Source organism: Sphingomonas zeicaulis (genome assembly GCF_050433225.1).
Taxonomy (GTDB): Bacteria; Pseudomonadota; Alphaproteobacteria; order Sphingomonadales; family Sphingomonadaceae; genus Sphingomonas_D; species Sphingomonas_D zeicaulis.
The window spans coordinates 134,398-154,514 of sequence record NZ_JBNPXQ010000012.1 but is presented as its reverse complement, the minus strand read 5'-3'; the positions used below and the strand labels follow the sequence as shown (position 1 = coordinate 154,514).

Here is a 20,117-nt window from a genome sequence, read left to right as displayed (position 1 = left end):
CCCCAACAAAGGTACCGCCGAGATCAGCGAAGCTTGGCCACGCGCCACCAATCTTCGCGTCGATCCGAAATCGCCTTGTTTCGCAGCAGTCCCGCTTCGGGCGAGAAGATGCCGCTCGAATGCGCCGATTTGCCCGTCGCGGTGATCGTGTAGCTGGCAGAGGAGCGCCGCGCGATCGAGCCCTGATCCTGCCCTTCGAGCACGACCAGTCCTTCGAAATCGAGCGCGACGTCGGCGTTGCGCGCCGCGGCGACAAGATCGGCACGCGCCGTCTCCACCGGCTTGCCTGCGGATTCCTCGTCGCCGGTCAGCACCACCTCGATATTGGCGCCGTTCAACGCGCCGGCCGCCTTCATCGCCCGGAGCGCGGCGAGCATGACGACGATGCCGCCCTTGTCGTCGCCGGCACCGGGGCCGTGCAGCATGTTCCCCTCGCGCCTGGCGGTCTGGAAGGACGAGTTCGGCTCGAACACCGTGTCGAGATGGCCGATGAGCAGCATCCGCGTCGTGCCCGGCTTGCCCTCGTGCGTGGCGATCAGATGGCCCGCGCGGCTGACCTTCTCCATCGGCACCCAGCGCGTGGTGAAGCCGAGCGCCTCGAACTCGGGCGCCACCATGTCGCGCACCTTCATCACCCCGGCCAGATTGCGGGTGCCGCTGTTCTGAGCGACCAGCTTTTCGAGCAGCGCGATATCCGCCGGAATGCCGCGATCGGCCTCCGCGACGATCCGGCGCTCGGGCGCGGAGAGCTTCGCGACGGCGGGGGTGGCGAGGAGGAGGAGCGAGAGGGTGGCGAGGGAAAGGCGGGTCATCGCGGGAGGATAGCTGCGCCGGAAGGTGGGCGCGAACATTTTCCTCCCCGGCGCGCAGCGCCGGGGAGGAGATAGGGACAGCTTATTTGCTCAACCCGCGGCTGCGCAGCAGCGGTGCCAGTTCCGGATCCTTCCCGGTCATGTTGCGGAACATCACGCCATAATCCTGGCTGTGCCCGCGCGAGAGCACGCGGTCGCGAAAGCGCTGGCCGTTGGCGCGGGTCATGCCGCCATTGCTCTTGAACCAGTCATAGACATTCTCTTCGAGCATGTCGGTCCAGATATAGGCGTAATAGCCCGCCGCGTAGCCGCCACCCCAGACGTGCGAGAAATAGCTGGTGCGATAGCGCGGCGGCACATGCGTCACGTCAAGCCCGGTCGCCGCCAGCGTCTTCGCCTCGAACGCGTTCACGTCCTGCTTGGGCGCGTCAGCACCGAGCGAGTGCCAGCCCATGTCGAGTTGCGCCGCCGCGAGCAGTTCGCCGAAGGTGAAGCCCTGGTTGAACTTCTCGGCACGCTTGATCTTGTCGACCAGCGCCTGCGGCATCGCCGCGCCCGTCTGGTAATGTTTGGCATAGTTCGCCAGCACGCGTGGCTCCAGCGCCCAATGCTCGTTGAATTGCGACGGGAATTCCACGAAGTCCCGCGCCACCGACGTGCCCGAGATCGAGGGATAGGTGCCGTTCGAGAACAGCCCGTGCAGCCCGTGGCCGAACTCATGGAACATCGTCCGCACATCCTCGAACGTGATGAGTTCGGGCTGGCCGGGCGCGGGCTTGGTGAAGTTGGCGGTGTTGCTGATCACCGGCTTGGTGCCGAACAGCTTGGACTGCGGCACATAGGCGTTCATCCACGCACCGCCGGCCTTGTTGTCCCGCTTCCACATGTCGAAATAGATGAGGCCGAGCGGTGCGCCATTCTCCTCGAACACCTCGTAGACACGGATGTCGGGATGATAGGCGGGCATGTCGGTACGGCGCTTGAAGGTGATGCCGTACATCTCGGTGGCGGCGAAAAACACGCCGTTTTCCAGCACGTTCCAGATGTTGAGGTAGGGCTTGGTCTCCTCCTCGTCGAGGTCGTACTTCGCCTTGCGGACCTTCTCGGCGTAGAGGCTCCAGTCCCATGGCGCGATGTCGAAGTTCTTGCCGTCGGCCTTCGCCGCCGCCTGGATCTCGGCCAGTTCGCGCGCCTGGCCGGCCGCGGTCGGCGCGTCGAGCCCGTTGAGGAAGGCGATCGCCGCGGTCGACGTCTTCGCCATCTGCTCGGTCAGCGAATAATCGGCCCAGGTCGGGAAGCCGAGCAGCTTGGCTTTCTTCGCGCGCAGCATCGCGATCTGAGCGATCGTGTCGCGCGTATCATTGTCGTCGCCCTTTTCGGCGCGGGTCCAGCTCTGGTCGAACAGCGCCTCGCGCGTGGCGCGATCGGTCAGCGACTGCATCGCCGGTTGGTCGGTGGTGTTCTGCAGCGGCAGCACGAACTTGCCGGCGAGATCGCGATCCTTGGCGTCCTGCGCAGCGGTAGCGACGCCGCTGGCGTTGAGCCCGGCGAGCTTCGCTTCGCTGTCGACGACCAGCGCGCCTGCCTTGGTCGCGGCGAGCAGCTTCTGGCGGAAGGCGATCTGCAACGTGGACAGCTGCAGGTTGAGGTCGCGCAGGCTTGCCTGGTCGGCGGCGGAAAGCTGCGCACCGGCGCGGACGAACTGCTGGTAATAGGTGTCGAGCAGCATCGCCTGCTCGCCGTCCAGCTTCAGGGTGCCGCGCCGGTCATGCAGCGCCTTCACCCGCGCCCACAGCCTGGCGTCGAGATAGATGGTGTCGTTATAGGCGGAGAGCTTGGGCGCGAGTGCCTTCTGCGCCGCCTGCAAGGTCGGGTTGGTATTGGCCTGCGCGACCTGACTGAAAGCGCGCTGGGCACGGGCCAGCATCTGTCCTTGCCGTTCCATCGCGACGATCGTGTTGTCGAAGGTCGGCGCTGCCTTGTTGTCGGCGATCTGGCGGATCTCGGCGAGGCTGGCAGCTATGCCCTCCTCGATCGCGGGCTGATAGTCGCTGTCCTGAATGCGGTCGAAGGCGGGCGCCTGATAGGGCAGGCTGCTTGGTTCAGCGAACGGGTTGGCGGCGGCGGCGGGGGTCATGGCGATCACCATGGACGAGGCAAGCAACAAGGAACGCGACATCTTATCATCCTGAAACTGGGGATGCCGCTGGATAGCGATGTGCCGCTTCGGGTGTCGATAGCGGCTTGCCCTCAAAATGTTAAGGCGCAGGGGGGACGACGGTCTTGGGTGCGGCCGAAAGGCGACGGATCAGATCCGTTTCTGCCTGCCGATAGGGCGTGCCATCGGCGCGGAACACCTCGTGAAACCAGATGGTCGGCTCTTCCAGCGTGTAGGGCTTCTTCCAGCTATCCCATGGCAGGCGCGTCTGCGTCTTCCCGTCGACGAACCCCCAGTTCATCATCGCGACATTATAGCGCTTGGCGATCGGCAGCGAGCCGTCGAAGGTGGATCCGTTCCCGCGCGCCATATATTCGGTGCACAAGATCGGCCGCCCATAAGGGATGAGCTGCTTCACCCGCCGTTCGAACACCTCAGGCCAGTTATAATCGTGGAAGGAAATCACGTCGGACTGGCCGAGCTGCAGCCTGTCCATTGCCGAGGCCTTGCCGTCCGGCGTCCAGTCGTCGCCCTGCCACACGCCGGAGGTCAACGGCTGTGACGGATCGGCATCGCGCGCCCATGCGAACACCTGCGCGAGCAGCGCGCGCACCAACGGCTCCTTGCCCTCCTGACCCTTATATTGATCCGCGCCATTGTCCGGCTCGTTCCACAGATCCCAGCCGAGCACGCGTTGATCATCCTTGAAGGCGCCGATCACGCCCTGCACATAGTTTCTGTACTTCGGCCAGGACGCCCGATCGCGCAGCCCTGCCATGCCCGGCCCCTGCACCCAGCCAGAATTATGCACGCCTGGAATGGGTGGATGCTGCGGGCCCAGCCGGGGTGCCGGATCCCAGCAACTGTCGAACAGCACGAAGAGCGGCCTGATCCCGCGGCGCTGCGCTATCGCCAGGAATTCGTCGATCCGCCGCTTGAAGCCGTTGGCATCCTGCGCCCAGAGCTGGTCGTGCAGGAACACGCGCATCGTGTTCATCCCGATGCTCTGCGCCAGCCGGAGTTCATCGTCGATCCGCTTGGGATCCCAGGTTTCGGCCTGCCACATCTCCAGCTGGTTGATCGCAGACGCCGGCGTATAGTTGGCGCCCACCAGCCAGGGTTGCCTGTCATACCAAGCATTGGCCTGCGCGGCGGTCCATCGCGGGCGTGCGTCCGCCGCGGCTGGCAGCAGCGCGCTGGTTGCGTACAGGGCGACGAGGAGCACTCTGACCATGTTCTATTTCCTTGTCGCGCGACGCGACCCAAGCGCCTCTCCAAAACCGATCGACGGCCGTCAGCTTATTTTTGGGTGACCTCGTCGCGACCGGCAACCTTGCTGATCATAATCTATTATAGCTGCATAGCGCTTGATGAGACCAAAAGCCCGCCTAAGACAAGAGGAAGAGCGGGCCAGAAGAGTCCAGGAGAGGAACATGCGGCATCTCGTCGCCCTTTCGATCTCGGCACTTGCCTTGATCGCCGGCCAACGCAGCTTCGCGCAGGACGCATCGCCCCAACTTGAACCCCCGCCGCCAGCAGACAGCGGGGCGCCTGAGCCGCCGCCGCCCGCGGCCCGCCCCGCAGCGGAAGCGGGGGAGGACATCATCGTCACAGGCTTTCGCCGCAGCATCGCCAGCGCGCAGGCGATCAAGCGCAGTTCGGAAGGCATCGTCGATGCGATCGTGGCCGAGGATATCGGCAAGCTTCCCGACGTCACCGCTTCAGCCGCGCTTGCGCGCGTCACCGGCGTGCAGGTCAACCGCGGCGCGGGTGAGGCGGCACAGGTGCAAATCCGCGGCCTGCCGGATATCTCGACCACCTATAATGGCCGCGAGATCTTCACCGCGGAGAACCGCTTCGTCGCCATACAGGATTTCCCGGCCGGCGCGGTCCAGGCGCTCGAAGTTTATAAATCCTCGACCGCGAACCTGATCGAAGGCGGCATCGGCGGGCAGGTCAACGTGCGGTCCCGCCGACCGTTCGATTTCGACGGCTTCGAAATCTCGGGCTCGCTCAACGGCGTCCATTGGGAACAGAGCCAGCAATTCGACTATAATGGCAACCTTCTGATCAGCAATCGCTGGGATACCGGCATCGGTGAGATCGGCGTGCTGGTGAATGCCGCGATCACCAACATCGATTTCCTCGACGCGACCCGTGAGAATGATCGCTTCGTCACGCCGGCGCCGGGCGAGCCTGCCGATGCGGCGGGTTTCACCCGGCCCAATGGCAGCGGCCTCTTCTATGGCAACGGCAATCGCTGGCGCCCCTCGATCAACGCTGCGATCCAGTGGCGACCCTCGTCCACGCTCGAATTCTATGTCGACGGTCTTTTCCAGGGGTATCGCGCCGAGGATCGCAACCATTGGCTGTTCGTCCCGACCTTCGGCGGCGGCGCGCAATACAGCAATGTCGTGCTGCGCGACGACGGCAGCAATTCGGTGCGCAGCATGACCGTCACCGGCGCCGCCAATCCGGACGGGTTCGACGAATTCCGCAAGGCGCGCACGAACACCTACCAGATCGCCGGCGGCGGCATCTGGTCACCCGGTCCGCTCAAGCTCTCCGCCGACATCGCCTATACCGACAGCAGCTACACCGAGAAGCAGATCAACATCGATTATGCCTTTGCCAGCTCGCCGACGCGCAATGTCGTGTTCGACCGGCAAGGCGGGCGGGGCGGCGGCACGTTCGACTTCATCGATTTCAACGCCGCCGATCCGGACAATTATCTGCTGCGGGGCCTGTTTGACCGCAATTTTCGCGCCGAAGGAGACGATCTCCAGGCGCGGCTCGACGCGGCATATGAAACGGGCGTGGCGATATTACCAAAGATCAGCGCCGGCTTCCGCTTCAACGATCGCGATGCAGCCCGTTACAACGGGCAACGTTATCAGCCGCTGCTCGACCGCGGCATCGGCTATTCCGATCTGCCGGTAGACATCGTTCAGATCCGGCGTGGCTTTCGCTTCGATCGCGCGCAGCCGGAGTCCCTGTTCCCCGGCGCAACCTTCAACAGCGTCTTCGAGAATCGTGACGCGCTGCGCGCGATCGCCGGCTTCCCCGAAGGCGACGTTCCCTTCGCAGAACTGGAAACCTTCACCGCCTCGGAACGCGCATATGCCGGCTATGGCCAGTTCAATTATGCCTTCGACGTCGGCATCCCCATCGACGGCACCGTCGGCCTCAGGGTGATCAACACGCGCACGACTGTGAACGGCAATTCCTTCGATGCCACCACCGGCACCTTCACGCCGATCAGCCAAACCAACACCTATACCGATTATCTGCCGAGCGTGACGATGCGCGCCGAACTTGCCGAAGGTCTGCAGTTGCGGCTGGCCTATACGCAGACGCGGACGCGGCCGAACTTCATCGATCTCAATCCGTCCAGCAATGTCGGCACCGTGCCTCTGGTCTGCACGCCGGTGCCCGGCAACCCGGACAGCGGCCCCGACGCGCCGAACTGCATCATCGACATCAATTCGGGCAACCCCAACCTCAGCCCGCTCGAATCCGACAATTATGATCTGTCGCTCGAATATTATTTCTCGCGGACCGGGTCGCTGACCGCCGGCATATTCCGCCGCGACGTCAGCAACTTCATCTTCCGCAACACCACATTGATCGAGATCGCCGGTGAGCCGGATCGTCGCGTCAATGCGCCCAGCAACGGCGGGGACGGCCGGGTGCAGGGCGCCGAAGTGTCGTTCAACGGCTTCCTTGAATTCGACACAGTGCCGGAATGGGTGCAGGGTTTCGGCATCCAGGCGAACTACACCTATCTCGATGCCTCGACCGAACTGCAGCCCAGTTTCCAAGATCGCCTGCCCGGCCAGCAGCCTTTCCCCAATGTGTCGAAGCACGCCTTCAATCTGGTCGGCCTCTATGAGCGGCCGAGCTTCTCGGCGCGGCTCGCCTATAACTGGCGCTCGAAATTCGTCATCGAATATCAGGATCTGCAGAACGGCTTCCTGTCCCCGCTCTACCAGAAGTCGCTGGGCGTTCTCGATTTCTCGGCGACGCTGACGCCGATCGAGAACATCACGATCGCCTTCGACATGCTGAACATGCTTGGCACGCCGATCCGAACCGATCGCGTCTACAATGCCGCTGGCGACAGCTACCCGTTCCAGGTCCGATACATCGAGCGGACCTATTCGCTCGGCGTCCGTTTCCGCTTCTGATGCAGGATGTTCGCGTGACTATGTTCCGTCTGTTTCTCGCGGCGGCGCTTGCGGGCGCCGCCGCCATGCCGGCCCTGGCAGACAATCCCCAGTTCCAGGGTGCCGACCCCCATGCGATGGTCATCGGCGACGACCTCTGGATTTTTCCCACCGGTGGCCCTGGCGGCGCGTGGGAGGCGGATCGCTTCTTCGCCTTTTCGTCGCACGACCTGAAGCGATGGCAGAGGCGCGGCGAACTGATCCGGCGCGATCAGATCGGCTGGATCGGTGACGACGGCGCGCGTGATCATTTCCTGTGGGCGCCCGGTGTCGCCATGCGTGGCGGCAAATATTATCTCTATTACTCGGTGGGCCCGCAAAACCCCACGCCGAGCCGGATCGGCGTTGCCGTAGCCGATCGGCCGGGCGGCCCGTATCGCGACAGCGGAAAACCGCTGATCACCGGCGGCAATGGCTTCGAGGCGATCGATCCGATGGTCTTCACCGATCCGCGCTCGGGCAGGACCTATCTTTATGCCGGCGGCAGCGCGGGTGCGACCTTACGCGTCTGGGAACTCAATCCCGACATGATCAGCACTGCGCACGAGATAAAGGTGGAGCAGCCGCCGCACTTCACCGAGGGTGCGTTCATGCACGAACGCAACGGCACCTATTATCTCTCCTACAGTCACGGACGGTGGAACGGCCCCGACTATTCCGTGCATTACGCCACCGCCGCCTCGCCGACCGGTCCGTGGCGCTATCGCGGCGCAATCCTGACCAGCGACGCCAGCCGGCAGGGGCCTGGCCACCACAGCATCGTCCGCACCCGCGATGGCGCGTGGCTGATCGTCTATCATCGTTGGGAGCGGGCGCCCGCCCGGGGCCCGTTCACCGGCGAGCGGCAGATTGCGATCGACCGGCTGCGCTACGGCAAGGACGGCACCATCCTGCCGGTGCGCATGACCGACAAGGATGCACCTACCCTGGGGCGATAAAACAGGGTCTCGATCTCAAGCGCGGCCGAGCATCGCCATCACCCCTTCGTCGGCTTCCACGTCGCCACGCGATAGATATAGGCCACCACGATGAAGCCGATGATCCCCAACGACACCGGCCCGACATATTGCTCGATGTCGGCATATTGCCGGCCAAGAACATAGCCGCCCACCGCGAGCGCCGCGGTCCAGCCGGCGGTGCCCAGCGCCGACCAGATCAGGAAGCGGGGCTGCTTCATCGCCAGCAATCCGGCCGGGATCGAGACCAAGGATCGCACGCTCGGCAGCATCCGGCCGACGAACACGAAGGCGGCGCCGCGCTTGTCGAACTGCTCTTCAGCTTTTTCAATCTCGCGCCAGTCGAGCGTCAGCCAGCGACCGTGACGCTCGATAAAAGGCTTGAAGCGCTCGATGCCGACCCAGCGGGCGATGCCGTACCACATGTAGTTGCCGGCCATCGCACCGGCGGTGCCGCTGGCGATCACTGCCCACAGCGACATATCACCCTTGGCTGCCTGAAGCCCGGCAAGCGGCATGATCACCTCGGATGGAATGGGCGGGAACACCGTCTCCAGGAACATCAGCAGGAACACGCCGAAATAGCCGGCCTGCTCCACCATCCGAATGATCCATTCGCTCATCAAGCGGCCACCTTTCGTTCGATCGCGTCCCAGATCATGCCGGCGGTGTCGGAGCCGTTGAAAGTGTCGATCGCGACGATGCCGGTGGGGGAGGTGACGTTGATCTCGGTCAGCCATTCGCCGCCGATCACGTCGATGCCGACGAACAACAGCCCGCGCTTCCTGAGTTCCGGCCCAAGTGCCGCGCAGATCTCGCGTTCCCTCTCGGTCAGTTCGGTCTTCGCCGCCTTGCCGCCGACCGCGAGGTTGGAGCGGATCTCGCCTTCGCCCGGAATGCGATTGACCGCGCCGGCCACCTCGCCATCGACCAGCACGATGCGCTTGTCGCCCTTGGTGACGGACGGGATGAACGCCTGCACCATATGCGGCTCTCGATAGGCGGTGTTGAACACCTCGATCAGCGAAGAGAGGTTGGCGCCGTCCGACCCGACCTTGAAGATCGCCTTGCCGCCATTGCCGTGCAGCGGCTTCACGACGATCTCGCCATGCTTCTCCAGGAACGCGCGCGCCTCGGCATAGCTTCGTGTCACCAGTGTCGGCGGCATGAAGCGCTGATAGTCGAGCACGAACACCTTCTCGGGCGCGTTGCGCACAGAGGCGGGGTCGTTGACCACCAGCGTCTCGTGGGTGATGCGTTCGAGCAGGTGGGTCGCGGTGATATAGCCGAGGTCGAACGGCGGATCCTGCCGCATCAGCACGACGTCGATATCGCTGCCGAGATCGATGCGCACGGGCTCCGCGAACCGGTGATGATCGCCCTTCACGCGCTGCACCGTCACCGGCCGCGCCTCGGTCCACACCCGGCCGTCGGCATAGTTCAACTGGTCTGCGGTGTAATGGAACAGGCTGTGCCCGCGCGCCTGCGCGGACAGCATCAGCGCGAAGGTGGAATCACCACCGATGTTGATGCCTTCAAGCGGGTCCATCTGGACCGCAACGCGCAACGCCATATCTTCGCTCCCCGCGGATGTGTCGGGGGCCGATCTAGGGTCGCGTGCCGCGCTTGTCAGCCATGCCACACATTTTTCAGGTGCCGCGGCCATTTGCGCGGGGCGATCAGCATCACGTCGATGCGGATGGAATCGCCGGGCCGGGCGAAACGCGGGGCCAGCATTTCGGCGGCCATCGCCACCCGGCGCAGCCGGTGGGCGTCGATCGCGATGTCCAGTTCGGCATCGGTCCGCCGCGTCTTTACCTCGACGAAGGCGACCGTCCGTCCGCGTCGCGCCACCAGGTCAACTTCGCCACCACGGGTGCGCACGCGCCGCGCAAGAATCGACCAGCCGGTCAGCCGCAGCCACCAGGCGGCGATGGTCTCGCCGCGGCGGCCGCGTGCTTCGGCCGCGGCCCGGGCGGCGGTCATTCCGCTTCATCCTCCGCCCCGGCGTCCTTTAGCGCCAGCGCCTGCGCATAGAGCGCCTTGCGGTCGGCACCGAAGCGCTTGGCGACCTCGCTTGCGGCCCTGCCGACGGGCAACCGCTCCAGCGCCTCGGCGAGTGCCGCCTCCACTTCATCCTCGGCGGCGGGCGGCGCCTCGCCCGGCGGGCCGACGACGATCACGATCTCGCCCTTGGGCGGTTTTTCCGCATAGCGTTCGGCGAGGCCGGTCAAGGTGCCGGTCACGCATTCCTCGAACGTCTTGCTGATCTCGCGCGCGACGCCGGCCTCGCGGTCGCCCAGTCCTTCGGCCAGCGCGGCAAGCGTCGCAGCGAGGCGCGGGCCGGATTCGTAGAACAGCAAGGTCGCGCGGATCGCCGCCACCTCGGCGATGGCGTCGGCGCGCGCCTTGGCCTTGGAAGGCAGGAAGCCGAGGAAGAAGAAGCGGTCGGTGGGCAGGCCGGCCAATGTCAGCGCGGCGATCGCGGCGCAGGGGCCGGGCAGGGTGGTGACGGCATGGCCCGCCGCACGCGCGTCGCGGACCAGCTTGAAGCCAGGATCGGAGATCAGCGGCGTCCCCGCATCCGAGACCAGAGCGATCGCCTCATGCCCCATGCGGGCGACGAGGCCGGGGCGCACGGCGTCGGCATTATGGTCGTGATAGGGGGCCATTGGTCGTTTGGTGCCGATATGCTGCAGCAGCTTGGCGGTGACGCGGCTATCCTCCACCGCGATCAGATCGGCATGCGCCAGCACATGGGCTGCGCGGGGCGAGAGATCGCCCAAGTTGCCGATCGGCGTCGCGACGATGTAGAGACCCGGCTCGAGTTGGGTGTTCATGGGAGGATTCATGGCAGAGGCGATGGCGGTGTCGCAACCGCGGCAAACGTGGCGCGGCACTTTCAGGCTCGCCGTGGTCGCGGCGGCGCTGCTGATCTCGGGCTGTCAAACGATGATCCCGAAGGGCAAGCCGCCGCCCACGGATCAGCCGCCGCCGGTCGAGCGGCCTGACGAGCCGGGCGATATCGGCACCGGCCTGCCGCAGGACAAGGCGCGGCATCGCGTCGCATTGCTGGTGCCGATGACCGGCGCCAATGCCGGCGTCGGCCAGTCGATCGCCAACGCCGCCAACCTCGCGGTGCTGGATACCGGCGGCAATGCGATTCGCATCACCACCTATGACACCGCAACGGGTGCCGCCGCTGCCGCGCAGAAGGCGCTGGCCGAAGGCAACACGCTGATCCTGGGGCCGCTGCTGTCAGAGGATGTCCGCGCGGTGGCACCGGTGGCGCGTGCGCGCGGCGTGCCGCTGATCAGCTTCTCCAACGATTCGAGCGTCGCCGGCAACGGCACTTACCTGCTGGGCTTCTCGCCTGCGCAGTCGATCCGCCGCGTCGTCGAATATGCCCGTTCCAAGGGCATGACCCGCTTCGCCGGACTGGTGCCCAATGGCGTCTATGGCCAGCGCTCGTCCAACGCGCTGCTGCGCGCGGTGGAGGCATCGGGCGGTCAGGTCGTCTCGATGCAGAATTTCGACCGCTCGAAGACGTCGATCAGCGCGGCGATCACGCGGATGTCGAAGGATTCGGCCTATCAGGCGGTGCTCATCGCCGACAATGGCAGCTTCGCCGCGCAGGCGGTGCCGCTGATCCGTCGCAGCGGCGGCAGCGGTGGCGCGACCGCGAAGGTCCTCGGCACCGAGTTGTGGAACACCGAATCGGGACTGGCCGCCAGCGTGCCGATGCGCGGCGCGTGGTTCGCCTCGGTGCCCGACAATCTCTACACGCAGCTCGTCGCCAAATATCGCGCCCGCTACGGCCGCGCGCCCTATCGCCTTGCCAGCATGGGTTATGATTCGGTGCTGCTGGTGACGCGCATCTCGCGTGACTGGAAGGTCGGACAGCCCTTCCCGGTCAAGGCGATGAGCGACCCCGGCGGCTTCTCCGGCATCGACGGGCCATTCCGCTTCGGGCGTGACGGCATCGCTGATCGCATGCTGGAAGTGCAGGAGATCAACGCCACGGGCTTCACCACCGTGTCTCCGGCGCCGAAGCAGTTTGAGGAGTGAGGCTGCGGGCCGGTCACCCATGAATCAGTTCGTCATCCCGGGCTCGACCCGGGATCCCGCTTCTTCCTTTTCTTTCTGCCGAGACGAAGCCGGTCTGATGCGGCGCAAAGGCAGCGGGATACCGGGTCAAGCCCGGGATGACGAAGGTGGGAGGTCGTGTTGACCCTCCCCATCCACGCCGTGCTCGCCGACCTGCTCGGCGTGCTCGCTACCCGTTCCTCCGCAGTGCTGGTGGCGCCGCCGGGGGCGGGCAAGACCACCGCGGTCGCGCCCGCGTTGCTCGACCAGCCCTGGTGCACCGGCCGGATCCTGCTGCTCAGCCCCCGCCGCCTCGCCGCGCGCGCCGCTGCGGAGCGGATGGCGGCGCTCGCCGGCGAACCGGTCGGCCGCATGATCGGCTATGCGACCCGCCTCGACAGCCGCCAGTCCGCCGCGACGCGCGTGCTGGTCGTCACCGAGGGCATCTTCGTCAACCGCATCCAGGCCGATCCCGAGTTGGACGGCGTTTCCGCGGTGCTGTTCGACGAAGTCCACGAACGCAGCCTCGACAGCGATTTCGGCCTAGCGCTCGCGCTCGACGCGCAAGCGGGGTTGCGGCCCGATCTTCGCCTTGTCGCGATGTCCGCCACATTGGACGGCGGCCGCTTCGCCGCGTTGATGGATGAGGCGCCGGTGATCGAGAGCGCGGGGCGGATGTTCCCGCTCGACATCCGCCACATCGGCCGCGCCGCCGAGGCGCGCATCGAGGATTCGACGGCTGCCGCGGTGCGCCGTGCACTGGTGGAGGAGGAGGGCGGGGTGCTCGCCTTCCTGCCGGGCGTCGCCGAGATCGAGCGCACCGCCGAGCGGCTGGCCGGCTTGCCTGCAAATGTCGAACTCCACCGTCTCCACGGCAGCATGGAGCCGGCGGCGCAGCGTGCGGCGATCGCGCCCGCGCCTGCCGGCACGCGCAAGCTGGTGCTGGCGACGAGCATCGCCGAGACCAGCCTGACCTTGGACGGCGTCCGAATCGTCGTCGACTCGGGGCTGGCGCGTCGCCCGCGCTACGATCGTGCCGCGGGGATGACCCGGCTCGTCACCGAGCGCGCGAGCCAGGCGGCGGTGACCCAGCGCGCCGGCCGCGCCGGGCGCCAGGCGCCGGGCGTCGCCTATCGCCTGTGGGAAGCGGCAGCCACCGCCGGCCTGCCGCGCTTCGATCCGCCAGAGATATTGGAAGCCGATCTTTCGCCGCTGATGCTGGCGACCGCGATCTGGGGCGTATCCGATCCGCGTGCGCTGCGCTGGATCGATCCGCCGCCCGAGGCCGCAGTGATCGAGGCCCGCGCCCGGCTGGCCGCGCTCGACGCGCTGGACGGCGATGGCCGCCCGACCGCGCATGGCCGCGCCATCGCCGCGCTGCCGCTGCCGCCGCGCCTCGCCCACATGCTGATCGCCGCCGCCGGCCATGGCTGGACGCGCACCGCCGCCGAGGTCGCGGTGCTGCTCGGCGAGCGCGGCCTCGGCGGTAATGATGCCGATCTCGACCTGCGATTGCGGCGCTGGCGCGGCGAACGCGGCCAGCGTGCGGAGGCCGCGCGCGGGCTGGCGAAGCGCTGGCAGGGCCTGGTGCGCGGCGGTGATTCAGCGGCGTCCGGGCCGGAGGCGATACCGGGCTGCGTCGCGCTGGCGTTCCCCGATCGCGTCTCGAGGCGGCGCGGGCCGTCGGGCGAGGATTGGGCATCGGTCGGCGGGCGCGGCTTCCGCCTCGATCCCGCGTCGCCGCTGGCGCGGGCCGAATGGCTGGCGGTTGCCGAAACGCAAGGGGCGGCCTCCGGCGCGCGCATCCTCTCCGCCGCCGCAATCGACGAGGCCGAGGTGATGGACTTGTTTGCCGATCGCATCGAGATGGTGCGGTCGGTACGCTTCGATCCCGCGACGGGCACCGCGGATGCGGTGCGCGAGCGTCGGCTCGGCGCGATTCGGCTTGCCAGCGGACGTGACGATCGCGCTGATCCGGAAGCGGTCGCTGCGGCGCTGCTGGAGGGTGTCCGCCTGCATGGCGTCGACCTGCTGAACTGGGGCGAGGCGGCGGTGGCGCTGCGGCAGCGCGCCGCCTTCGCCGCGGCGCATGGTGCGCCCGAGGTCGATCTCAGCAACGAGGGGCTGGCGGCGCGGCTCGACGAATGGCTGCCGACGCTGCTTTCCGGCCGCCGCCGGCTGGCCGACGTGTCCGCCTCGGCGCTGCATGGCGCGATCGAAGGAATGATCGGGTGGGATGGGATGAAGGCGATCGACCGCCTTGCGCCGACGCGCTTTCATTCGCCCGCGGGTTCCAGCCATGAGATCGACTATGCGGCGGAGGGCGGCCCCAAGGTGGAACTGCGCGTGCAGGCGCTGTTCGGCCTCGCGACCCACCCCAGCGTCGCCGGCGGCGCGGTGCCGCTGGTGTTGAGCCTCACCTCGCCTGCCGGCCGCCCGATCCAGACGACGCGTGACCTTCCAGGGTTCTGGGCGGGAAGCTGGCAGGCGGTGGCGAAGGAGATGCGCGGCCGCTACCCGCGCCATCCCTGGCCCGAAGACCCTGCATCGGCCGCCGCTACGTTGCGCACCAAGCGCGCCGACGCGCGCAACGCTTGACCATCGCCCCGCCGATGCGGCAGTGCGGAATCACAGAAGAATTCAGGAAACAGCCATGGCCGCCCGTATCTTTCAGAAGCCCAAGAACGCGATGCAGTCGGGCCGCGCCGGCACTCAGAACTGGGTGCTGGAGTTCGAGCCCGCCGAGCCGAAGCGCGCCGACCCGCTGATGGGCTGGGCTGGATCGCGCGACACGCAGGAGCAGGTTCGCCTGTCCTTCCCGACGCTGGACGCGGCGAAGGCCTATGCCGAGCGCGAGGGCCTGGCCTACCACGTTATCCCGGCGCCCACCCGCACGCTGAAGCTGCAGGCCTACGCGGACAATTTCCGGTAAATTCCCTTCCTCTCGGTTTCGGGGGGCAACAATCGCCTTTTGACAAGCGGCCCCCGCGCGGCGAAGCTGCAGCATGGAGGGGTAGCGATGCTGCGTGCGCTGCTGGCGAGTGCCATATTGCTGGCGTCCGTCGCCAGCGTCGCCCAATCGGGCAATACTCCGATCATCACCGACCGGCCGCAGCGCGCGGCATTGCTGCCGGCGACCGATCTCGACTGGCTGACCGGTGACTGGCAGGCGGGCAACGCGGCGGACGGCACAACCGTAGAGCATTGGGAGCCGATGCGCGGCGGCACTAAGCTGGGGATCGGCCAGACCGTGAAGGGCGGCGTCGCGCGCGGTTTCGAATATATGCGCATCGTCCGCCACGTCGACGGGCTGGTCTTCTATGGCCAGCCATCGGGCAAGCCCGCGGTTGCGTTTCCGGCGGTTGCGTTGCGCGAGGATCCGGCGGGCGGCGATGCCGAGATCGTCTTCGCCAATCCCCAGCATGACTATCCCACGCACATCACCTATCGACTCGCCGATGGCGGTGCGATGCTGGTTGCCACGACGCGCGGGCGTGATCCGGCGCAGGACGCGATGACCTGGCAGTATCACCGGATCGCGCCGGGTGGGGGCATGTGAGGGATGGCGGCGCAAAGCCGCCTCGCTTCTCCGCCGCGCCTCGGCTAGGCCGATCCGGCAACCGAGCAGGGAGAGGGTGATGACGACCGCGCTACAGCAGATTCCGCTCAAGACGATCGATGGCAAGGACGCCAGCCTGGCCGACCATGATGGCAAGGTCGTGCTTGCCGTGAATGTCGCGTCGAAATGCGGGCTGACGCCGCAATATGAAGGGTTGGAGAAGCTCTACGCGACCTACAAGGACAAGGGCCTCGTCATCGCCGGCTTCCCCGCTAATGATTTCGGGGCGCAGGAACCGGGCACCGATGCGGAGATCGCCAGCTTCTGCACCACCAATTTCGGCGTCGATTTCCCGATGTATTCGAAGATCACCGTCGTCGGGCCCGACAAGCACCCACTCTACAAGGCGCTGACCGAGTCTGCCCCCGCGGCCGCCGGCGATCCCGAGGCGTTTCGCGAACGGCTGCGCGGATATGGCATGACGCCTAATCCCGAGCCTGAAGTGCTGTGGAATTTCGAGAAGTTCCTGATCGGCCGAGATGGCAATGTCGTCGGCCGCTTTGCACCGACAACCGCGCCTGACGACAGCGCGCTCGTTGCCGCGATCGAAGCGGAACTGGCGAAAGCCTGAACACAGGCTTTTCCCTCCCCGAGCCAAGGTCGGGGAGGGGAAGGCATTGATGCAGCGTGCTTACTGCTTGTCGGCGGCCTTCTGGGCCTCTTCCTTTTCCTTGGCCTTCTTGACCCCGGCATCAACCTCGGCAGCGGTCACCGGCGGCAGCGGCTTGCAACCCTTCGCCTTGGCTGTGCCTTTCAGATAGGAACGGCGGGTCGTGCCGGCGTAGATCGCTGCCTCGAAGCGGCGCTGCTGGGCATTGGCGCCGGTGACTTCGCGGACGAGACCGCGGAAGGGGATCAGGCTGCCGACCAGGCTGCCGCCGACGGATACGATGCGATCCTCCGTCTTTTGCCGCGCTTCCTGCGTTGCATCGACATCGGCGCCGAGCACGCCGTTCAGTTCGATGATCTCGGCGTTGAGCTGCTTGCAGGTGCGCATGCCGGACAGGTTGTAGGGATTGTCCTGGATCGCCACCAGCTTGGGCGGAATTTTATCCTTGTGGATGTTCAGGTCCTCCAGCGGCTGGGTGGCAATACCCTTGGCACGCTGGCCGGTGTTCTGGTCGGGCGCGCCGCCCTGCGCCAGTGCGGGCGCGGCGGGCAGCATCGCCGTCGCGATCAGCGCGGTCGCCGCCAGGCCATGGGTAAACAGGGTCGCGGTCTTCCGCATCGAGAAGCCCTTTCGCTCGTTTGGTGATACCGATCGCACCGGTGGTGCGGAATGCATGCGTAACGATCATCGACGCGGCTGGTTGCAACTGCCTGCGTGGCCGCCGAACTTTTGTAAGAAACAGTGACTGATGCACAGCGGTTGACAGGCTTTCCCGATCGTCGCATATTTCTGTCATGACAGAAATAGCTGAACATGATGAGGTCCTGCCTCCAGCGGTCCGCGCGTTCGTGCTGCACTGGGGGGACATGGGCAGCCAATGGGGCGTCAACCGTTCGGTGGCGCAGATCCACGCGCTGCTCTACCTCAGCGAGCGGCCGCTGAATGCTGACGAGATCGGCGAGAAGCTGGGCATCGCGCGCAGCAACATCTCCAACTCGCTGAAGGAACTGGTCGGCTGGCGGCTGGTGCGCCGCGTGCCGATGATGGGCGATCGCCGCGACCATTTCGAGGCCGAGGTCGATCTCTGGCAGATGCTCACCCGTATCGCCGAAGGCCGAAAGCAGCGCGAGATCGACCCTGCGGTCGCTGCGCTCGAACGCTGCCGTGCGGAGGCGGAGAGCGATCCGACCATCGGCAAGGTCGCGCGCGGGCGGATCGAGGCGATGTATGATTTCGTCAAGATCATGGAGAAGTGGCATGACGAGATGATCCAGGTCTCGCCCTCGCGCCTGCTGCTGCTGATCAAGATGGGGCGGAAGGTGCTGGCGCTGATCCCCGGCGGCAAGAAGGACTGAACGCGGCCCTGCACGGCCACATCACGTGCAATTATTTCTGTTTATACAGAATAAACTGACGGAGAAGAACATGCTCGCGACAGCAAGAGGAGTGCAGACCCGCTATCAGGGCTGGCGCCGGTCGCTGCCCGAGCCGGGGATGGACGATGCCCATCCGTTCCGCCGTTTGCTGGGGGACGAGCGCTGGGCGGCCCTTCCCGCTGCGGTTCGTGAGCGCTTCCACCGTCGCATCGGGCCGGAAGGCTGTCTGACCTATGTCGGTGAAGTCACCGAATGCCGGATGAGCCGGCTCGGCTGGCTGCTCGCGCAACTCGCCCGCGTCATCGGCAGCCCGCTGCCGCTCCATCGCGACGCCGGCGTACCGGCCTGCGTGACGGTAACCGAGGATCGGGCAGGCGGCGGCCAGTTCTGGACGCGCCAATATGGCCGCCATGCCGGCTTTCCCCAGGTGATCTACAGTGCCAAGCGGTTCACCGGGCCGACCGGGATCGAGGAATATCTCGGCCTCGGCGTCGGCATCGCGCTCGGCCTCACCGCCGAGAGCGGCGTGCTCAGCTTCGTCAGCGATCATATCTTCTGGCGGTTGGGCAAGCTCCGCCTGCGCCTGCCGCGCTGGCTGAGCCCGCATCTCATCGTCGGGCATATCGACTGCGGCCATGGCCGCTTCGTGTTCACGCTGGATCTCACCCACCCCCTCGTCGGCCGGCTGGTGCGGCAGGTGGCGGTGTTCGCCGATCCGGACCTCAAGGGAGACGCGGCATGATCGACGCCCCGGTGATCGACGCTCCGATGATTGGCCCCATGCTCTGGGTGCTGCTGTTCGCGCAGATCGCGATGGGCGGCTTCGACACGCTCTATCACCATGAACTCACCTTGCGGCTGGCATGGCAGCCCCGCCAGGCGTTCGAGCTCGGCCTCCATGCCGTTCGCAACCTGATCTACGGGATCGTCTTCCTGGCGCTGGGCTGGACGGAACCGCAGGGCGGCTATGCCGCGGCGCTCATGGCGCTGCTGCTGGTCGAACTCGGCATTACCCTGTGGGATTTCGTCGAGGAGGATCGCACTCGGCTGCTGCCGGCGAGCGAGCGCGTGACGCACACCTTGCTCACGCTCAACTATGGCGTGATCCTCGCGCTGCTGCTGCCCGAACTCTGGGCGCGCACGGCGCTGCCCAGCGGCCTGCCCATCGTCTTCCACGGCGTGCCGTCCATCCTGTTCGCCATCGCCGCGCTGGGTGTGGTGCTGAGCGGTCTGCGCGACCTTGCTGCCGCCCGCCGCGCTCCGCGCCTTGTAGAACCGGACGCAGCCGCACTGGCGCAGGCGCTGCCACCGCGTCGCCGGGTCCTTGTCACCGGCGGCACCGGTTTCGTCGGCAGGCGGCTCGTCGCGGCGCTGGCGGAGGCCGGGCATGAGGTGATCGTGCTGACTCGCGATGCCGGGCGCGGCGCCACCCTTCCGCGCCCCGTGCGGATCGTCACCAGCCTCGACGCGATAGATGATGCCGAGCGGATCGACGCGATCGTCAACCTTGCTGGCGAAAGCATCGCCGGCGGCCTGTGGACACGCCGCCGGCGCGCCGCGATCTGTGCCAGCCGTATCGAGACGACCCGCGCGCTCGTCGCGCTGGCCGGGCGACTCGCGGCACCGCCGGCGGTGCTGGTCAGCGCCTCCGCGATCGGCGTCTATGGCGATCGTGGCGAGGAACTGCTCGACGAGGCCAGCCCTGCCGGCCCCGGCTTCTGCCAGGAGGTCTGCGCGGCGTGGGAGACGGAGGCCGATCGCATGGCGCTGCTCGGCGTGCGCGTCGTCCGGCTGCGCATCGGGCTGGTGCTGGCGGCGGCAGGCGGACTGCTCGGCAACCTGCTGCTGCCTTTCGAATTCGGCATGGGCGGCCGCATCGGCAGCGGCCGGCAATGGATGAGCTGGATCCACCGCGACGACCTCGTCCGCCTGATCGCCTTCGCGATCGCCACGCCAACGCTGGAAGGGGCGGTCAACGCCACTGCGCCCAACCCGGTACGCAATACGGACTTCACCCGCGCGCTTGGCCGGGCGCTCGGCCGCCCGACGGTGCTGCCGCTGCCCGCCGCCCCGCTGCGCACGCTGCTCGGCGACTTCGCCGATGAGCTGTTCCTTGCCAGCCAGCGCGTGCTGCCGGTACGCGCGGTATTCGAGGGCTTCCGCTTCCACCACCCCCGCATCGAGGGTGCACTGGCGGCGATCACCGGCGCGGTGCCGCCCGCCGCCGCCATGCCCAGCCGCCCGTTCGCGGCGCTGCGCTGGCTGCATTGAGGG

At 66.6% G+C, this 20,117-nt stretch carries 17 protein-coding genes and 1 pseudogene; 10 read left to right on the top strand and 8 right to left on the bottom strand.

Going from position 1 to position 20,117, the window contains the following annotated elements:
- Positions 1 to 89 precede the first annotated feature (89 nt).
- The 3 genes and pseudogenes from FHS96_RS27150 to FHS96_RS27140 all read right to left on the bottom strand — a co-directional run.
- Positions 90 to 812: pseudogene (locus FHS96_RS27150) on the bottom strand (M20/M25/M40 family metallo-hydrolase); the annotation flags it as partial.
- An 82-nt stretch (positions 813 to 894) separates the two neighbouring features.
- Positions 895 to 2,991 (bottom strand): M3 family metallopeptidase, encoded by a 2,097-nt coding sequence (locus tag FHS96_RS27145; protein WP_429599361.1) that lies wholly within the window; start codon positions 2,989 to 2,991, stop codon positions 895 to 897.
- Between the two features lie 79 nt (positions 2,992 to 3,070).
- Complete coding sequence (locus FHS96_RS27140) at positions 3,071 to 4,204, bottom strand: glycoside hydrolase 5 family protein (protein ID WP_429599358.1); 1,134 nt, start codon at positions 4,202 to 4,204, stop codon at positions 3,071 to 3,073.
- 199 nt (positions 4,205 to 4,403) lie between these two features.
- On the opposite strand from FHS96_RS27140, the gene FHS96_RS27135 reads away from it, so the two are divergent.
- Positions 4,404 to 7,157: a TonB-dependent receptor gene (locus FHS96_RS27135; protein WP_429599356.1), complete on the top strand. Its 2,754-nt coding sequence runs from the start codon at positions 4,404 to 4,406 to the stop codon at positions 7,155 to 7,157.
- A 20-nt stretch (positions 7,158 to 7,177) separates the two neighbouring features.
- Positions 7,178 to 8,134 carry a family 43 glycosylhydrolase gene (locus FHS96_RS27130; RefSeq protein ID WP_429599373.1) on the top strand — a complete coding sequence of 319 codons (957 nt, stop codon included), beginning with the start codon at positions 7,178 to 7,180 and terminating at the stop codon, positions 8,132 to 8,134.
- Between the two features lie 38 nt (positions 8,135 to 8,172).
- On the opposite strand, the gene FHS96_RS27125 is transcribed toward FHS96_RS27130, so the two are convergent.
- From FHS96_RS27125 to rsmI, 4 genes are read right to left on the bottom strand one after another with little or no spacing between them, the layout of a single operon-like run.
- Complete coding sequence (locus tag FHS96_RS27125; RefSeq protein WP_429599353.1) at positions 8,173 to 8,775, bottom strand: DedA family protein; 603 nt, start codon at positions 8,773 to 8,775, stop codon at positions 8,173 to 8,175.
- Positions 8,775 to 9,725, bottom strand: coding sequence for a glutathione synthase (gene gshB / locus FHS96_RS27120; RefSeq protein ID WP_429599350.1), 951 nt, complete (start codon positions 9,723 to 9,725; stop codon positions 8,775 to 8,777). Before gshB ends, FHS96_RS27125 begins: the two co-directional genes overlap by 1 nt.
- Before the next feature lie 56 nt (positions 9,726 to 9,781).
- Entirely contained in the window at positions 9,782 to 10,138 is a 357-nt protein-coding gene (locus FHS96_RS27115; RefSeq protein ID WP_429599348.1) for a YraN family protein, read from the bottom strand.
- Positions 10,135 to 10,992 carry a 16S rRNA (cytidine(1402)-2'-O)-methyltransferase gene (gene rsmI / locus FHS96_RS27110; RefSeq protein WP_429599345.1) on the bottom strand — a complete coding sequence of 286 codons (858 nt, stop codon included), beginning with the start codon at positions 10,990 to 10,992 and terminating at the stop codon, positions 10,135 to 10,137. Before rsmI ends, FHS96_RS27115 begins: the two co-directional genes overlap by 4 nt.
- Before the next feature lie 10 nt (positions 10,993 to 11,002).
- Here rsmI and FHS96_RS27105 point away from each other — a divergent pair, with 10 nt between their 5' ends.
- The 5 genes from FHS96_RS27105 to FHS96_RS27085 all read left to right on the top strand — a co-directional run bounded on the left by FHS96_RS27105 (position 11,003) and on the right by FHS96_RS27085 (position 16,428).
- Positions 11,003 to 12,220, top strand: a complete 1,218-nt coding sequence (locus FHS96_RS27105) for a penicillin-binding protein activator (protein ID WP_429599342.1) — start codon at positions 11,003 to 11,005, stop codon at positions 12,218 to 12,220.
- 156 nt (positions 12,221 to 12,376) lie between these two features.
- A complete protein-coding gene (gene hrpB / locus FHS96_RS27100; RefSeq protein ID WP_429599339.1) occupies positions 12,377 to 14,836 on the top strand; it encodes an ATP-dependent helicase HrpB in 2,460 nt (819 codons plus the stop codon).
- Between the two features lie 55 nt (positions 14,837 to 14,891).
- A complete protein-coding gene (locus FHS96_RS27095; RefSeq protein ID WP_429599337.1) occupies positions 14,892 to 15,170 on the top strand; it encodes an ETC complex I subunit in 279 nt (92 codons plus the stop codon).
- Positions 15,171 to 15,257: 87 nt separating this feature from the next.
- The gene (locus tag FHS96_RS27090) at positions 15,258 to 15,797 is read left to right on the top strand and encodes a DUF6265 family protein (protein ID WP_429599334.1); all 540 of its coding nucleotides are present in this window, start codon (positions 15,258 to 15,260) and stop codon (positions 15,795 to 15,797) included.
- Positions 15,798 to 15,876: 79 nt separating this feature from the next.
- A complete protein-coding gene (locus FHS96_RS27085; protein WP_429599331.1) occupies positions 15,877 to 16,428 on the top strand; it encodes a glutathione peroxidase in 552 nt (183 codons plus the stop codon).
- Positions 16,429 to 16,488: 60 nt separating this feature from the next.
- Here FHS96_RS27085 and FHS96_RS27080 read toward each other — a convergent pair whose 3' ends face one another.
- On the bottom strand, positions 16,489 to 17,085 hold the full coding sequence (locus tag FHS96_RS27080; RefSeq protein ID WP_429599329.1) for a hypothetical protein: 597 nt from the start codon (positions 17,083 to 17,085) through the stop codon (positions 16,489 to 16,491).
- Positions 17,086 to 17,261: 176 nt separating this feature from the next.
- On the opposite strand from FHS96_RS27080, the gene FHS96_RS27075 reads away from it, so the two are divergent.
- From FHS96_RS27075 to FHS96_RS27065, 3 genes are all read left to right on the top strand, one after another.
- The gene (locus tag FHS96_RS27075; protein WP_429599326.1) at positions 17,262 to 17,822 is read left to right on the top strand and encodes a GbsR/MarR family transcriptional regulator; all 561 of its coding nucleotides are present in this window, start codon (positions 17,262 to 17,264) and stop codon (positions 17,820 to 17,822) included.
- Positions 17,823 to 17,892: 70 nt separating this feature from the next.
- A complete protein-coding gene (locus FHS96_RS27070) occupies positions 17,893 to 18,585 on the top strand; it encodes a DUF4166 domain-containing protein (protein WP_429599323.1) in 693 nt (230 codons plus the stop codon).
- Positions 18,582 to 20,114 (top strand): TIGR01777 family oxidoreductase, encoded by a 1,533-nt coding sequence (locus tag FHS96_RS27065; RefSeq protein ID WP_429599320.1) that lies wholly within the window; start codon positions 18,582 to 18,584, stop codon positions 20,112 to 20,114. Before FHS96_RS27070 ends, FHS96_RS27065 begins: the two co-directional genes overlap by 4 nt.
- Positions 20,115 to 20,117: the final 3 nt, after the last annotated feature.

What these genes read in the sequence shown, in the direction of transcription:
- FHS96_RS27065 (WP_429599320.1), top strand. Translation starts at nt 18,582, where the DNA reads ATGATCGACGCCCCGGTGATCGACGCTCCGATGATTGGCCCCATGCTC.
- FHS96_RS27140 (WP_429599358.1), bottom strand. Translation starts at nt 4,204, where the DNA reads ATGGTCAGAGTGCTCCTCGTCGCCCTGTACGCAACCAGCGCGCTGCTG.
- FHS96_RS27135 (WP_429599356.1), top strand. Translation starts at nt 4,404, where the DNA reads ATGCGGCATCTCGTCGCCCTTTCGATCTCGGCACTTGCCTTGATCGCC.
- FHS96_RS27075 (WP_429599326.1), top strand. Translation starts at nt 17,262, where the DNA reads ATGACAGAAATAGCTGAACATGATGAGGTCCTGCCTCCAGCGGTCCGC.
- FHS96_RS27125 (WP_429599353.1), bottom strand. Translation starts at nt 8,775, where the DNA reads ATGAGCGAATGGATCATTCGGATGGTGGAGCAGGCCGGCTATTTCGGC.
- rsmI (WP_429599345.1), bottom strand. Translation starts at nt 10,992, where the DNA reads ATGAACACCCAACTCGAGCCGGGTCTCTACATCGTCGCGACGCCGATC.
- FHS96_RS27090 (WP_429599334.1), top strand. Translation starts at nt 15,258, where the DNA reads ATGCTGCGTGCGCTGCTGGCGAGTGCCATATTGCTGGCGTCCGTCGCC.
- FHS96_RS27145 (WP_429599361.1), bottom strand. Translation starts at nt 2,991, where the DNA reads ATGTCGCGTTCCTTGTTGCTTGCCTCGTCCATGGTGATCGCCATGACC.
- FHS96_RS27095 (WP_429599337.1), top strand. Translation starts at nt 14,892, where the DNA reads ATGGCCGCCCGTATCTTTCAGAAGCCCAAGAACGCGATGCAGTCGGGC.
- FHS96_RS27115 (WP_429599348.1), bottom strand. Translation starts at nt 10,138, where the DNA reads ATGACCGCCGCCCGGGCCGCGGCCGAAGCACGCGGCCGCCGCGGCGAG.
- FHS96_RS27085 (WP_429599331.1), top strand. Translation starts at nt 15,877, where the DNA reads ATGACGACCGCGCTACAGCAGATTCCGCTCAAGACGATCGATGGCAAG.
- FHS96_RS27070 (WP_429599323.1), top strand. Translation starts at nt 17,893, where the DNA reads ATGCTCGCGACAGCAAGAGGAGTGCAGACCCGCTATCAGGGCTGGCGC.
- FHS96_RS27080 (WP_429599329.1), bottom strand. Translation starts at nt 17,085, where the DNA reads ATGCGGAAGACCGCGACCCTGTTTACCCATGGCCTGGCGGCGACCGCG.
- FHS96_RS27130 (WP_429599373.1), top strand. Translation starts at nt 7,178, where the DNA reads ATGTTCCGTCTGTTTCTCGCGGCGGCGCTTGCGGGCGCCGCCGCCATG.
- gshB (WP_429599350.1), bottom strand. Translation starts at nt 9,725, where the DNA reads ATGGCGTTGCGCGTTGCGGTCCAGATGGACCCGCTTGAAGGCATCAAC.
- FHS96_RS27105 (WP_429599342.1), top strand. Translation starts at nt 11,003, where the DNA reads ATGGCAGAGGCGATGGCGGTGTCGCAACCGCGGCAAACGTGGCGCGGC.